Source organism: Neobacillus drentensis (assembly GCF_036962125.1).
GTDB lineage: Bacteria > Bacillota > Bacilli > Bacillales > Cytobacillaceae > Neobacillus > Neobacillus drentensis_B.
Genome location: NZ_JBALOA010000005.1, coordinates 86,973 through 101,769 on the forward strand (window position 1 = coordinate 86,973; position 14,797 = coordinate 101,769).

17 protein-coding genes are annotated in these 14,797 nt (G+C 38.9%); all 17 read left to right on the top strand.

Annotation, left to right across the window (positions count from 1 at the left end; translation table 11 throughout):
• Window positions 1–2 precede the first annotated feature (2 nt).
• The 17 genes from fabD (at window position 3) to sdaAB (ending at window position 14,787) form a co-directional block, all read left to right on the top strand.
• Entirely contained in the window at window positions 3–950 is a 948-nt protein-coding gene (gene fabD / locus V7121_RS05020; RefSeq protein WP_335545907.1) for an ACP S-malonyltransferase, read from the top strand.
• Complete coding sequence (fabG, locus tag V7121_RS05025; protein WP_335545909.1) at window positions 947–1,690, top strand: 3-oxoacyl-[acyl-carrier-protein] reductase; 744 nt, start codon at window positions 947–949, stop codon at window positions 1,688–1,690. The genes fabD and fabG overlap by 4 nt, the downstream gene beginning before the upstream one ends.
• A 73-nt stretch (window positions 1,691–1,763) precedes the next feature.
• Window positions 1,764–1,997, top strand: a complete 234-nt coding sequence (acpP, locus tag V7121_RS05030) for an acyl carrier protein (RefSeq protein WP_098261157.1) — start codon at window positions 1,764–1,766, stop codon at window positions 1,995–1,997.
• 171 nt (window positions 1,998–2,168) lie between these two features.
• Complete coding sequence (gene rnc / locus V7121_RS05035) at window positions 2,169–2,909, top strand: ribonuclease III (RefSeq protein ID WP_335545912.1); 741 nt, start codon at window positions 2,169–2,171, stop codon at window positions 2,907–2,909.
• Window positions 2,910–2,964: 55 nt separating this feature from the next.
• The gene (gene smc, locus V7121_RS05040) at window positions 2,965–6,531 is read left to right on the top strand and encodes a chromosome segregation protein SMC (RefSeq protein ID WP_335499405.1); all 3,567 of its coding nucleotides are present in this window, start codon (window positions 2,965–2,967) and stop codon (window positions 6,529–6,531) included.
• A gap of 17 nt (window positions 6,532–6,548) precedes the next feature.
• A complete protein-coding gene (ftsY, locus tag V7121_RS05045) occupies window positions 6,549–7,535 on the top strand; it encodes a signal recognition particle-docking protein FtsY (RefSeq protein ID WP_335499403.1) in 987 nt (328 codons plus the stop codon).
• Window positions 7,536–7,630: 95 nt separating this feature from the next.
• Entirely contained in the window at window positions 7,631–7,963 is a 333-nt protein-coding gene (locus V7121_RS05050) for a putative DNA-binding protein (protein ID WP_335499401.1), read from the top strand.
• 12 nt (window positions 7,964–7,975) lie between these two features.
• Window positions 7,976–9,328, top strand: a complete 1,353-nt coding sequence (gene ffh / locus V7121_RS05055; protein WP_335499399.1) for a signal recognition particle protein — start codon at window positions 7,976–7,978, stop codon at window positions 9,326–9,328.
• 97 nt (window positions 9,329–9,425) lie between these two features.
• The gene (rpsP, locus tag V7121_RS05060; protein ID WP_088086361.1) at window positions 9,426–9,698 is read left to right on the top strand and encodes a 30S ribosomal protein S16; all 273 of its coding nucleotides are present in this window, start codon (window positions 9,426–9,428) and stop codon (window positions 9,696–9,698) included.
• Window positions 9,699–9,709: 11 nt separating this feature from the next.
• Complete coding sequence (locus V7121_RS05065) at window positions 9,710–9,940, top strand: KH domain-containing protein (RefSeq protein ID WP_335499397.1); 231 nt, start codon at window positions 9,710–9,712, stop codon at window positions 9,938–9,940.
• A gap of 130 nt (window positions 9,941–10,070) precedes the next feature.
• Window positions 10,071–10,466, top strand: coding sequence for a YlqD family protein (locus tag V7121_RS05070; RefSeq protein ID WP_335499394.1), 396 nt, complete (start codon window positions 10,071–10,073; stop codon window positions 10,464–10,466).
• Between the two features lie 4 nt (window positions 10,467–10,470).
• Window positions 10,471–10,989, top strand: a complete 519-nt coding sequence (rimM, locus tag V7121_RS05075; RefSeq protein WP_335499388.1) for a ribosome maturation factor RimM — start codon at window positions 10,471–10,473, stop codon at window positions 10,987–10,989.
• Window positions 10,989–11,729, top strand: a complete 741-nt coding sequence (gene trmD, locus V7121_RS05080; RefSeq protein ID WP_335499385.1) for a tRNA (guanosine(37)-N1)-methyltransferase TrmD — start codon at window positions 10,989–10,991, stop codon at window positions 11,727–11,729. Before rimM ends, trmD begins: the two co-directional genes overlap by 1 nt.
• A gap of 145 nt (window positions 11,730–11,874) precedes the next feature.
• Window positions 11,875–12,219 (top strand): 50S ribosomal protein L19, encoded by a 345-nt coding sequence (gene rplS, locus V7121_RS05085; RefSeq protein ID WP_026566443.1) that lies wholly within the window; start codon window positions 11,875–11,877, stop codon window positions 12,217–12,219.
• A 194-nt stretch (window positions 12,220–12,413) separates the two neighbouring features.
• Window positions 12,414–12,971, top strand: a complete 558-nt coding sequence (gene lepB, locus V7121_RS05090; protein WP_335499382.1) for a signal peptidase I — start codon at window positions 12,414–12,416, stop codon at window positions 12,969–12,971.
• A gap of 144 nt (window positions 12,972–13,115) precedes the next feature.
• Window positions 13,116–13,979: a ribosome biogenesis GTPase YlqF gene (gene ylqF / locus V7121_RS05095; RefSeq protein WP_335499379.1), complete on the top strand. Its 864-nt coding sequence runs from the start codon at window positions 13,116–13,118 to the stop codon at window positions 13,977–13,979.
• Between the two features lie 145 nt (window positions 13,980–14,124).
• On the top strand, window positions 14,125–14,787 hold the full coding sequence (gene sdaAB / locus V7121_RS05100; RefSeq protein WP_335499377.1) for an L-serine ammonia-lyase, iron-sulfur-dependent subunit beta: 663 nt from the start codon (window positions 14,125–14,127) through the stop codon (window positions 14,785–14,787).
• Window positions 14,788–14,797: the final 10 nt, after the last annotated feature.

Consider the following 14,797-nt stretch of genomic DNA (forward strand, 5'->3'; position numbering starts at 1 on the left):
AAATGAGAAAAATAGCATTTGTGTTTCCAGGTCAAGGATCGCAAGCAGTCGGAATGGGAAAAGAGTTAGCAGAAAATCACTCCTCGGTTATGGACTATTTTAAGAGAGCAGATGAAAAGCTAAATATTCCATTGAGTAAATTAATTTTTGAAGGACCAAAAGAAGAATTAACGATTACCTTTAATACACAGCCAGCTCTTTTAACAACAAGTATTGCTATTTTAGACTACTTTCAAAAATCGGGACTGAATGTTGATTATGTCGCTGGTCACAGTCTTGGTGAATATACAGCGCTCGTTGCGGCTGGAACATTTTCTTTCGAGGAAGGGGTGTATGCTGTTCGAAAACGGGGAGAGTTTATGGAGAATGCTGTCCCAAATGGAGAAGGATCAATGGCTGCTGTTTTAGGGCTTGATCGTGAGCGGCTAGCTGAGGTTACAAACGAGGTAAGTGAATCGGGGAATCCTGTATCATTAGCCAATCTAAATTGTCCAGGGCAAATCGTCATTTCTGGGTCGAGAAAAGGTGTCGAAATAGCAGGTGTAAAAGCAAAAGAAGCGGGAGCAAAAAGAGCCCTTCCTTTAGATGTGAGCGGTCCATTCCATTCCGCTTTAATGAGACCTGCAGCAGACCAGCTTCGTGAAGTTCTTGATGGAATTGAAATGAAGGATGCGTCGGTTCCAGTCATTGCAAACGTTACTGCAGAACCAATTACCTCTGCTTCTGAAATCAAGGATAAATTAATCGAGCAGCTTTATTCTCCTGTACTATGGGAAGATTCAGTCCGTAAAATGATTGAGTTAGGTGTCGATACCTTCATTGAAATCGGGCCAGGTAAAGTTCTTTCGGGCTTAATTAAAAAAATTGATAAAACAGTCACCACATTTTCTGTATCAGACGAAGCTAGCGCACAGTCTGTTATTGATGCATTAAAGGAGGAGAAAATATGAATCTTGAAGGGAAAGCAGCTCTTGTAACAGGTGCATCAAGAGGGATTGGCCGAGAAATTGCTCTTGAGTTGGCACGACAAGGTGCCAATGTAGCGGTAAATTTTTCAGGCAGTGAGGCGAAGGCAAATGAGGTTGTTGATGAAATAAAAGCACTTGGCAGAGAGGCATTCGCAGTAAAATGTGATGTATCCAACGCTGAAGAAGTCGCAGCCATGGTAAAGGGTACCATCGACAATTTTGGTAAACTTGATATACTCGTAAATAATGCAGGGATCACAAAAGATAATTTGTTGATGAGAATGAAAGAAGAAGAATGGGACGATGTTATTAATATCAACCTTAAAGGTGTATTCCTTTGTACTAAGGCGGTAACAAGACAAATGATGAAGCAGCGGGTTGGCCGTATCATTAATATTGCTTCAGTTGTTGGCGTAAGTGGAAATCCAGGACAGGCAAATTATGTTGCTGCAAAAGCAGGAGTCATCGGCTTAACAAAAACAGCTGCTAAAGAACTTGCTTCGCGGAATATTACTGTAAATGCAATTGCTCCAGGCTTTATAACCACAGATATGACAGATAAATTATCTGAAGAAGTTAAGGCTGAGATGTTAAAACAAATTCCGTTAGCAAGATTAGGCGAGCCTAAAGATATCGCTAAAATTACCGCATTCATAGCTTCTGATGATTCTGCTTATATGACCGGGCAAACCCTTCATATTAACGGTGGAATGGTGATGTAACAATTAGTAAAAAAAACCTAGTGTATTATTTTGATAAAATACTCTATAATAGCTTGAGGGGAGGTGAACAGGCATGGCAGAAGTATTAGAACGTGTAACAAAAATCATCGTTGACCGCTTAGGTGTAGATGAATCTCAAGTTAAACTTGAAGCTTCATTTAAAGATGATCTTGGCGCTGATTCCCTTGACGTAGTTGAACTAGTTATGGAATTAGAAGATGAGTTCGATATGGAAATTTCTGACGATGACGCTGAAAAAATTAGCACAGTTGGTGACGCTGTTAATTACATACAAAGCATAAAGTAATCGTTGGATTTATTCACAAAAGCTCCGTTTTCAAACGGAGCTTTATTCTGTAAAATAGAACTTGGCGCACCATTGTGATGCCAAGTTTCTTTGCGTTTTGTCGGAAACTTTTTTAAACTAGTACTTAGCAGTAGTATGTAAATTATTTGATGCAAGGTGGAGAAGTTTTATATGCGCAAGAACAGTAATGAAAAAGAGTTGAATAATCGCGCAAAAGAAAATCTTTTTAAGGGTTTTCAAAATACGATTGGTATAACGATTGAAAACGAGAAATTATTAAAACAAGCTTTTACTCATTCATCCTATGTGAATGAGCATCGCAGAAAGCCTTTCGAAGATAATGAGAGACTTGAGTTTCTAGGGGATGCCGTTTTAGAGCTAACTGTTTCACAATTCCTTTACAAGAAATATCCAACGATGACTGAGGGTGAATTGACGAAACTTCGAGCAGCGATTGTATGCGAGCCTTCCCTCGTAGCATTTGCTAACGAACTGAATTTTGGAAAATTAGTATTGTTGGGTAAAGGTGAAGAGATGACTGGCGGCAGAGAGCGACCTGCTTTACTAGCCGATGTGTTTGAAGCATTCATCGGAGCCCTTTATTTGGACCAAGGAATTGAAGCGGTTATTAGCTTTCTTGAAATGGTAGTATTTCCTAAAATTAATGCTGGTGCTTTTTCTCATGTGATGGATTATAAAAGTCAATTGCAGGAACTTATCCAACGTGATGGAACCGGAACCATTGAGTATCGTGTTCTTCAAGAAATAGGACCTGCCCATAACAAAGAGTTTGTTTCTAAAGTATCCTTGAACGGTAAGGAATTAGGTGTAGGAACTGGCAAATCAAAGAAAGAAGCTGAACAACATGCCGCTCAAATGGCTTTAGACATTTTAAAAGCAAAAACAACATAGAATGACAGAATGTTTGCGAGTAGTCCAGGCTTGCATGCATAGGGAGGATTAAGAAATGTTTTTAAAACGGTTGGACATTATTGGCTTTAAGTCCTTCGCTGACCGCATTGGTGTTGATTTTGTGCCAGGAGTAACCGCGGTAGTAGGTCCGAATGGCAGTGGCAAGAGTAATATAACAGATGCCATCCGTTGGGTGCTGGGTGAACAATCAGCGAAGTCGCTTAGAGGCAGCAAAATGGAGGATATTATTTTTGGCGGAAGCGACACCAGAAAACCTCTGAATTTTGCTGAAGTTACATTAACTTTAGATAATCAAGACCAAGGCGTGTCACTTGATTATAACGAAGTAAGCGTCACAAGAAGAGTTTCTCGCTCAGGTGAGAGTGAATTCTTAATAAATAAACAGCAGTGCCGTCTTAAAGATATTATCGATTTATTCATGGATTCTGGGCTGGGACGAGAAGCATTTTCTATTATTAGTCAGGGTAAAGTGGAAGAAATCTTGAATAGTAAAGCGGAAGAAAGAAGAACGATATTTGATGAAGCGGCAGGTGTCCTAAAATATAAACATCGGAAGAAAAAAGCAGAAGTAAAATTGTTTGAGACACAGGATAATTTAAACCGTGTCAACGACATCCTTCACGAGCTTGAAAGCCAAGTTGAACCATTAAAGATCCAAGCATCGATGGCAAAAGATTTTCTTGAGAAAAAAGAAGAACTGGAAAAATTTGAAGTGGCCTTAACTGTTTATGAAATTGAAGATCTTCATCAAAATTGGGAGAGTCTTTCAAAACAGCTCCAAGAACATCAGGAGGAAGAACTCAAGATTTCTTCTGACTTACAAGTAAAAGAAGCTAAAATCGTTGAAAAAAGAGATCAGATCGCTGCATTTGATGAATCGATTACTGATTTGCAAAACGTTCTCCTTCATGCTACTGAGGAACTAGAAAAACTTGAGGGCAGAAAAGAAGTTTTAAAAGAACGAAAGAAGAATGCCTCACAAAATAAGGAGCAACTTCAAAACAACATTTCAGAAATAACCGAAAAAATGAACCAACATAAAAATAATCGTGACATCCTTGCTAAGTCAGTTGAGGATTTGGGTACACAGGTTACCCGATTGCAAAAGCAATTAAAAGAAAAACAGGCAAAATTGCAGTTATTCACTGAAAATATTGAAGAAAAAATTGAGGAATTAAAAAGTGAATATATTGATTTACTAAACGATCAAGCTGGCGCAAAAAATGAATTGAAATTCATTGATACCCAGCTTGAGCAGCAAGAAAGAAAAAGTTCTCGACTCGATGTTGAAAATGACAAATTTCTTGCAGAACGGAACATTGCAAAGAATAAAAAATCGCTCATTCGAGTTGCTTTAGATGAAATCCAACAAAAAATAACAGATCAGGTAGGAGCGTTCCGGGAAAAACAACGGAAGCTGGAGTCAACGAGAAATAACTATCAAAAGCAGGAAAAGACACTCTACCAAGCCTATCAAATTCTCCAGCAGGCAAAGTCAAGAAAAGAAATGCTCGAAGAAATGGAAGAAGATTTTTCTGGATTTTTCCAAGGTGTAAAAGAAATTCTGAAAGCTCGCGGAAAAAAGCTGATTGGAATTGAAGGGGCTGTTGCGGAACTTGTGAACGTTCCAAAAGAGTATGAGACTGCCTTAGAAACCGCTTTTGGCGGTGCGCTGCAGCATATCGTTGTCGATCATGAACAAAGTGGACGTACAGCCATTCAATATTTAAAGCAGAATTCTTTTGGAAGGGCTACGTTCTTACCGTTAAATGTCATAAAAGGGCGTTCCTTATCAGAAGGCCAAATATCTTCTATACAAGATCATTCTTCCTATATTGGAACAGCAGTAAGTCTAGTGAAATTTGATCCGAAATATGAGGAAGTTATGAGCAGCCTGCTGGGAAATGTCGTGATTACGAAAGATTTAAAAGGCGCGAATGAATTGGCTAAAGTTCTTCAATATCGCTGTCGAATGGTCACCGTTGATGGTGATATTGTAAATCCAGGCGGTTCAATGACAGGTGGAGCGATAAAACAAAAAAGTTCCTCACTTTTAACGCGAAAAGGAGAGCTTGAGGAGTTAAAAGAAAAGCTCGGTGTAATGGATGAAAAGACAATCCAATTAGAGAAATTGGTAAAGTCCTTAAAAGAAGAGGTTCAACTCTCTGAAAAACAACTGGAGGAAATGAGGAAAGAGGGAGAAGAATTACGATTAAATGAACTGTCTTTAAAGGGTGACCTCCGTCAGGCGGAGCTAGAAGAAAAGAATATCAACGAACGATTAGCTGTTTATGATCTTGAAAAAGGGCAATTTTCTGATGAGAAATCAACTTTAACAAATAGAAAAAAGGAATTATCTATTGCAATTGAAAACTACAAAATTTCGATTGGGAATCTTGATGCTCAAATAGCAAAGCTTTCAGAACAAAAGTCGAGTGATCTGTCATCGAAAGAAGCACTTACAAACGAAATCAATGATTTGAAAGTCGCATTTGCTTCCAAAAATGAACAGTATATGAGTGCACGGGAACGCTATTCTCAATTACAAGAAGATATTGAAGAGAGTGAACAAAAGCTTGCCCTGTATAAAGAGGACTTAAATTTATTAAGCTCTGAAATGACAAATAGTTCCTCAGGTGAGGAACTGTTAGAGTCTGCTGCTACTAGGAAACAGCAGGATAAGGAAGCCGCTTTACAGTTAATTACTGTTAGGAGAGAGGAACGCTTATCCTTAAAAAATGCTTTAGAAGACCTAGAACTAGAGGTAAAAGAAGTAAAAAGGCTTCACCGTGGGCTGATTGTTGTTTTAAAAGACGAGGAAGTAAAAATTAATCGCTTAGATGTAGAGCTTGAAAACCGTTTTGCCCGTTTAAGAGAAGAATATCTCTTATCATTTGAAGGTGCTAAGGAGCAATTTCCCTTAACGATACCGTTAGAAGAAGCACGGAAAAAGGTCAAACTTATCAAACTGGCAATAGAGGAGCTTGGAAATGTCAACATTGGTGCGATAGAAGAATATGAGCGTGTTTCCGAACGATATGAGTTCCTCAATGAACAAAAGAACGACCTTCAAGAAGCCAAAGAAACGCTTTATAAGGTCATTGAGGAAATGGATGAGGAGATGAAGAAGCGCTTTGAACAAACCTTCAATGGTATTCGCGAACATTTTGAGCCGGTATTTAGATCGCTCTTTGGCGGGGGAAGGGCTGATCTGGTCTTAACTACTCCAGGAGATTTACTTAATACAGGTGTTGAAATTGTGGCGCAACCACCTGGGAAAAAACTGCAGAATTTAGGCTTACTTTCAGGTGGAGAGCGTGCATTAACGGCAATAGCGTTACTTTTTTCTATTTTGAAAGTACGGCCTGTTCCATTCTGTATCCTAGATGAGGTTGAAGCCGCTTTGGATGAAGCAAATGTCCAACGTTTCAGCCAATACTTAAAACGGTACAGTAAGGAGACGCAGTTTATTGTCATAACCCACCGCAAAGGCACAATGGAAGAAGCAGATGTCCTTTACGGGGTAACAATGCAAGAATCAGGTGTTTCGAAGCTTGTGTCAGTTCGTCTTGAGGATACAAAAGAGCTTGTTGAATTTTAATAATAGGAAGTGAAAAAATGAGTTTTTTTAAAAAATTAAAAGAAAAAATTACGAAATCAACAGACACGGTTACAGAGAAGTTTAAAGAGGGTTTGACCAAAACAAGGGATAATTTTTCAGGAAAAGTGAATGACCTGGTCGCAAGATATCGTAAAGTAGATGAAGACTTTTTTGAAGAATTAGAAGAAATTATGATTCAAGCCGATGTCGGTTTTGAGACAGTGATGAAATTAATTGAAGAGCTGAAAATGGAGGTAAAACGGAGGAACATCCAAGATCCCCAGGAAGTCCAAAGTGTTATTTCTGAGAAGCTTGTTGACATTTATAATGCAGGTGAACAACAATCCTCGAAATTGAATATACAGGAAAATGGGTTGACTGTTATCCTTTTTGTGGGTGTTAATGGGGTTGGAAAAACAACTACTATTGGTAAACTAGGTTATAAATTTAAAAACGAAGGAAAGAAAGTACTGATGGCTGCAGGAGATACCTTCCGTGCAGGAGCGATTGAACAACTAGAAGTCTGGGGAGAAAGAGTTGGAGTGGACGTCATCAAACAAGCAGAAGGTTCCGACCCTGCAGCGGTTATGTATGATGCAATTCAGGCAGCGAAATCCCGGAAGGCGGATATTCTGTTATGTGATACTGCCGGCCGCTTACAAAACAAAGTGAATTTAATGAAGGAGCTAGAAAAGGTCAAGCGGGTTATTGAAAAAGAAATTCCTGGTGCTCCTCATGAAGTAATTCTTGTTCTAGATGCAACAACTGGTCAAAATGCTTTAATCCAGGCGAAAACATTTAAAGAGGTAACAAATGTGAGTGGAATCGTCCTTTCCAAATTGGATGGAACTGCCAAAGGTGGAATTGTACTTGCGATTCGCAATGAATTAAATATTCCAGTAAAATTTGTTGGTTTGGGTGAAAAAATGGATGACCTTCAGGAATTTGATGCAGAGAAATATGTGTATGGATTATTTGCTAATGAGATAGATAAAGCTGATTAGTGATGTAAAGGGATTATCTTGACAGATAATGTCTGACCCTGTAAACTAATTATGTAAAGGCATTTCACTTAACATACGTGTTGGAGGGGATTGGCATGCTTGAAAAGACAACACGGATGAATTATCTTTATGATTTTTATCATACGTTGTTAACACCAAAGCAGCAAAGCTATATGTCTCTCTATTATTTAGACGATTTCTCATTAGGGGAAATAGCCGAAGAGTATGACGTCAGTCGTCAAGCCGTTTATGATAATATTAAGCGGACCGAGGCAATGCTCGAGGAATATGAAGAAAAGTTGTTGTTATTTCATAAATTTCAAGAGCGAAGTAAACTTTTAAGAAATGTAAAAGAATTACTTAACGAGGACGACCCTTCAAAGCAGGCAATGTTAGAAGCAGTTGCCGAGTTGGAGAATTTAGATTAGGAGGCGGCATGAATGGCATTTGAAGGATTAGCCGACCGACTGCAGAATACAATCCAGAAAATCCGCGGAAAAGGAAAAGTCTCAGAAGCGGATGTAAAAGAAATGATGCGGGAAGTGCGGTTAGCTCTACTAGAAGCTGACGTAAACTTCAAGGTAGTTAAAGATTTTGTGAAAAAAGTCAGTGAACGTGCTATAGGGCAGGAAGTACTGAAAAGCTTAACACCTGGACAACAAATTATTAAAATCGTTAATGAAGAATTGACGGAATTAATGGGTGGAGAACAAAGCAAAATCGCTGCGTCTAATCGTCCGCCTACTGTCATCATGATGGTCGGCTTACAAGGTGCTGGTAAAACAACGACATCAGGTAAACTTGCTAATTTACTCCGCAAAAAGTATAACCGCAAGCCTTTACTTGTTGCTGCAGATATTTATCGACCAGCCGCTATTAAACAACTTCAAACACTTGGTAAGCAATTGGATATGCCAGTTTTCTCGCTCGGTGATCAAGTTAGCCCAGTAGAAATTGCTAAGCAGGCTATTGAGAAGGCAAAAGAAGAGCACAATGATTATGTCCTTATTGATACCGCCGGTCGACTTCATGTGGACGAAAACTTAATGGGTGAATTAAAGGACATTAAAGAATTAACTAAGCCAGATGAAATCTTCCTAGTTGTCGATGCCATGACCGGTCAAGATGCCGTCAATGTTGCTCAAAGCTTTAATGAACAACTCGGCCTAACTGGGGTTGTCTTAACCAAATTGGATGGCGATACTAGGGGTGGTGCAGCGCTTTCCATTCGCGCTGTTACGCAAACACCGATTAAATTTGTCGGTTTGGGAGAGAAGCTAGACGCTCTTGAACCGTTCCACCCTGAACGGATGGCATCCAGGATCCTTGGTATGGGTGACGTGCTGACGTTAATTGAAAAGGCACAGGCAAATGTTGATGAAGAAAAAGCCAAAGAGTTGGAACAAAAAATGCGGAATGCGTCTTTCACGCTCGAAGATTTTTTGGAACAGCTTGGGCAAGTTCGTAATTTAGGACCACTTGATGAATTATTAAAGATGATGCCTGGTGCAAACAAAATCAAAGGGTTAAACAATCTTCAAATTGATGAGAAGCAAATTGCTCACGTAGAAGCAATCATCCGTTCGATGACGATGGCAGAGAAAAATAATCCGGAAATCTTGAACGCAAAACGGAAAAACCGGATTGCTAAGGGCAGCGGCCGTTCTGTAACAGAAGTAAACCGTTTGTTGAAGCAGTTTGAAGATATGAAAAAAATGATGAAACAAATGACTGGAATGCAGCAAAAAGGCAAGAAAAAAGGTGGATTTAAGTTTCCATTTAATCCATTCTAGAGAGTTTTAGGCATGTAAAGAAAAAACACTTTACAAACTATAAAAGAATTGATATTATACTATCTTGTGTGAAACTATTCGGAGGTGCTTTTTTAAAATGGCAGTAAAAATTCGTTTAAAACGTATGGGAGCTAACAAAACTCCTTTCTATCGTATCGTAGTAGCAGATTCTCGTTCACCACGTGATGGACGTTACATCGAGGTTGTTGGAACTTACAATCCTGTTGCACAACCAGCTAAAGTAGACATCAATGAAGAATTAGCTCTTAAATGGTTACAAGACGGTGCAAAACCATCTGATACAGTTCGTAACCTGTTCTCTAACCAAGGCATCATGGAAAAATTCCATAATGCAAAATTAAGCAAGTAATTCGGACGACGATGAAACAATTAGTCGAAACGATTGTTAAGCCTCTTGTTGATTTTCCAGAAGACGTTCGAGTGAATGTCGTGGAAGACGACAGCCGTGTAACTTATCAATTATCTGTTAATAAAACAGATATGGGAAAAGTAATTGGTAAACAGGGGCGTGTTGCAAAGGCCATTAGAACTGTTGTTTATGCAGCAGGATCATCACAACAAAAGAAAATTTTTCTAGAAATTGGTGAATAGCTTTTTGCACCTAGATGAAAGGGAGGAATTGATTCCTCCCTTTTTTGCTATAACGAAAAGCGGAAGCGCCTTGTACAGGGGCGCAAGAGCTAGATAGAGAATGGCAAGATCTATTTAGGGAGGAATTTCTTTGCAAATCATTCAAACTGTGGTGGTTAAACAGATTCTAACGGAAGAAAGCAAGAAGAGATTATTTGATCAATATGAAGCACAAAAGCAGCAGCTTCAACGCGAAAACAGTCAGCTTCAATTTGAACTAAAGCGTTTAGAAAAGACGAAAAAGTTTTCACCTGGAGCATTAAAGAATCATTTTGACAAAGAAATCAACAAGAGGTTGGAAAAAGAAAAGCTTCTTGAGTTTCAAATCGAACAATTACATATGCTACCTTTAGGCAGTGAATTAAAGGAAAAAGAAATCCAGGCACTCATTGAGGTCAAAGTGGGCGATTCATGGAACGAACGTCTAGGTCAGCCTGAAATTATCATTAAAAACGGAATAATCGAGGAAATAAGAGAAGGTGAATAAGATTATGGAAAAATGGTTTAATGTCGGAAAAATTGTTAATACACAAGGAATTAAAGGGGAAGTTCGGGTCATTTCAAAGACAGACTTCCCAGAAAAGCGCTATAAGGCGGGAAATGTATTATATTTGTTTATGCCAAATTCAAGCACACCGATGGAACTAACCGTCAAAAGCCACCGCACCCATAAAAATTTTGAATTATTAACATTTGAAGGGTACAACAATATCAATGAAGTGGAAAAGTTTAGAGATGGGATTCTAAAGGTTCCAGAAACACAACTTGGTACACTTGAAGAAGATGAATTTTATTATCATGAAATCATTGGCTGCCTTGTTGCAACAACAAAAGGGGAGGAACTTGGAAAAGTTTCTGAAATTCTATCTCCTGGTGCCAATGATGTGTGGGTCGTTAAAGGAAAAGGCGGGAAAGAGATACTTATCCCTTATATCCATGATGTGGTCAAGAAAGTAGATGTGAAAGAAAAAGTAATCCTAATTGAACCGATGGAAGGATTACTTTCATGATGCAGATTGATATCCTTACGCTTTTCCCGGAGATGTTTACTGGAGTACTAGGCCAATCGATTTTGCAAAAGGCTGCCGAGAAGTCAGCTGTCAACTATCATGTTGTTAATTTTCGGGAATTCGCAGATAACAAACATTCAACGGTGGATGATTACCCCTATGGCGGTGGTGCTGGTATGGTTCTAAAACCGCAGCCGATCTTTGATGCGGTTGAATCTCTTAAGGAAAATGCAAAAAGTACGAATCCAAGAGTGATTCTTCTATGTCCACAGGGTGAACGCTACGACCAGCGAAAAGCGGAAGAATTAGCAAAAGAGGACCATTTAATATTTATTTGTGGCCATTATGAGGGCTATGATGAACGGATTAGAGAATATGTGGTTACCGATGAAATTTCCATAGGTGACTATGTTCTGACAGGCGGTGAACTAGGTGCCATGGTGGTAGTCGATAGTGTTGTCCGTCTGCTGCCAGAAGTGTTAGGCAATCAGGAATCACATATGAAAGACTCATTTAGCACTGGACTGCTTGAACATCCACATTATACAAGACCAGCTGATTTCCGCGGCCTAAAGGTTCCGGAAGTTCTAATATCCGGAAATCATAAGTTAATAGAGGAATGGCGTAATAAAGAATCATTACGACGTACATTAGTAAGACGCCCAGATCTTTTAGAGAAAATGGAATTAACAGACGAGCAGGAAAAATTAGTTACTGAAATAAAAAAAGAATACAAGTAGTATTGCGTGTGTCTAGTAAATATGGTATGATACATCTTGTGACTTGAGCTGATACCTATCAGATTGTGGTCTTATAACGATGTTCCGCTGCAATGGATTTAGAGGTTTAATGTGCATGAGCGTCTGTTGGAAGGAGTTGAAAACGATGCAAAAATTGATTGAAGAAATCACAAAAGAACAGCTTCGTACTGATCTTCCTGCTTTCCGTCCTGGTGACACTGTACGTGTACACGTTAAAGTTGTCGAGGGTACTCGTGAGCGTATTCAGTTATTTGAAGGTGTTGTGATTAAGCGTCGTGGTGGTGGAATTAGCGAAACTTTTACAGTTCGTAAAATTTCTTACGGAGTAGGCGTAGAGCGTACTTTCCCAGTACACACACCAAAAATTGCGAAGCTAGAAGTACTTCGTCGCGGTAAAGTTCGCCGTGCTAAGCTTTACTACTTGCGTAACCTTCGTGGTAAAAAAGCAAGAATTAAAGAGATTCGATAATATGAAAAGAAAAGAGCTTGCTCGGGAGCAGGCTCTTTTTTTATGCATTTTATTCCATTTCCAAATTGTTGCTGATTTTTAAATAAATTATTAAAGTTTGATTAAAAAATAGGTTCCCATCGTGTTAAATTTATTGAAGTTATGTAAAATAAGCTTTATAAAACATTTTTTTACTGAGATTGGCGGGGATTTCTATGACAAAAAAGAAAAATGAACTCTGGGAATGGACAAAAGCCCTTTTGATTGCTGTGATTTTAGCTGCAGTCATTCGTTATTTCCTATTTGCTCCGATTGTCGTTGATGGGTTATCGATGATGCCGACATTGAAGGATCAGGACCGAATGATCGTAAATAAATTTAGTTATCATATTGGTGAGCCCAAACGGTTTGATATCATTGTCTTTCATGCACCTGAGCAAAAAGATTACATAAAGAGAGTGATTGGACTTCCTGGCGATACCATTGAGTATAAGGATGATGTATTATATGTTAATGGAAAAGCGTATAAAGAGCCATATTTGGATAAGTATAAAAAAGAAGTTCAAGATGGACCGTTAACAGATGACTTCACATTGGAAGAAAAAATTGGCCGTAAAACAGTCCCAGAAGGGGAACTGTTTGTGATGGGGGACAATCGTCGTTTTAGTAAAGATAGCCGTCACATTGGGACCGTTGCATATAGTAAAATAATTGGTAAAACAAGTTTCGTATACTGGCCTTTAAATGATGCACATATCGTAACAGTTAAATAAAGTTTACTATCCAGCTAAAGCGCCTAGTCCCTCGAGGTCAAAAGCCAATCCGACTTGAAGGTTAAAAATCAACCTTCCTGCCAGCTTGGCTTTTGCTTGTCGGGGCTGGTCAAGGGCTTAAGCTTTTAAGGGGGGTGGCCAACGATGACGATCCAATGGTTTCCAGGCCATATGGCAAAGGCTCGCAGAGAGGTCACGGAAAAGTTAAAATTAGTTGATATTATATTTGAATTGGTTGATGCAAGGATTCCCTACTCTTCGCGAAATCCTATGATTGATGAAATCATTCAGCATAAACCAAGACTTGTCTTGTTAAATAAAGCGGACATGGCTGATAGAGAAGCAACGAAACAGTGGGTTGACTTCTTTGCCGAAAAAGGAATTAAAGCTTTAGCAATTAACTCTCAAGCGGGTGAAGGAATGAGAGAAATTGCTCAGGCTTCTAAAGAAATCTTAAAAGAAAAATTTGACCGCCTTAGAGCAAGAGGTGTAACAAATCCAAGGGCAATTCGAGCAATGATTGTCGGAATTCCAAACGCAGGTAAATCGACACTGATTAATCGGTTAGCAAAAAAGAATATCGCTAAAACTGGAAATACGCCTGGGGTAACGAAAGCTCAACAATGGATTAAAGTAGGGAAAGAAATGGAACTTTTAGACACACCAGGGATTTTATGGCCAAAGTTTGAGGATCAAGAAGTAGGTAAGAAACTGGCTGTAACCGGTGCTATCAAAGATACTTTACTCAACCTGCAAGATCTTACTGTCTATGTCTTAAGATTTCTAGAACGTGAATATCCTGAGCGCTTAAAGGAGCGTTATAGTCTTGAAACTCTTCCTGAAGATGTTGTTGAGATGTTTGATAAAATAGGTGTACAGCGCGGGTGCCTTGCCCCTGGCGGTATCGTTGATTATGATAAGGTATCAGAGTTGGTCATTAAGGAAATAAGGTCGGAAAAATTTGGCCGGATTACATTTGAACGACCAGCTGATATTGGTGTTGAATAATAAATAGATTTGGCTTAAACTCTCCTATGGAGAGTCTTTTTTTTTTGAGAGCGCATTTTGCTTTTTTATTTACCAATATTTTTAGCAGGCTATTTAGCCTTAGTTCTTGTAGAATTAATTAGTAATGAAGCGAAGGAGTGTCCTTATGAAATATCGATCCGCGTTTGATATTATTGGTCCTGTTATGATTGGACCGTCAAGCTCTCATACTGCCGGTGCCGCACGAATTGGCAGGGTAGCACGAACCTTATTTGGTCATCTTCCAAAGAAGGCGATAATCTCCTTATACGGTTCATTTGCAAAAACCTATAAGGGTCATGGGACAGACTTTGCTATTGTGGCAGGGCTATTAGATTTTGATACATTTGATGAACGGATGCCTCAATCGTTAGAAATTGCAAAAGAATGGGGTTTAGAGGTTATCTTTCGTGTGGAAGAAGCCGTACCGGAACATCCAAATACCGTGAAAATTAATTTATATAACGAAGATAATGAACTTGAATTAGTCGGGATATCTATTGGCGGGGGAACGATTGAGATTACTGAGTTAAACTCCTTCCCATTAAAGCTTTCCGGTGAACATCCAGCTATCCTAGTTGTTCATCAAGACCGATTTGGCATAATCTCTGCTGTAACAAGTGTTTTATCAAAATATGAAATTAACATCGGTCATATGGAAGTTTCACGCTTAGAAAAAGGTGAAATGGCTTTAATGGTAATTGAAGTTGACCAGAAAATTGATGAGTTAGTTATCGAGGAATTAGAGCATCTTCCTAACGTATCAAAAATCATTCGCATGGCTGAATAAATTCAAACGA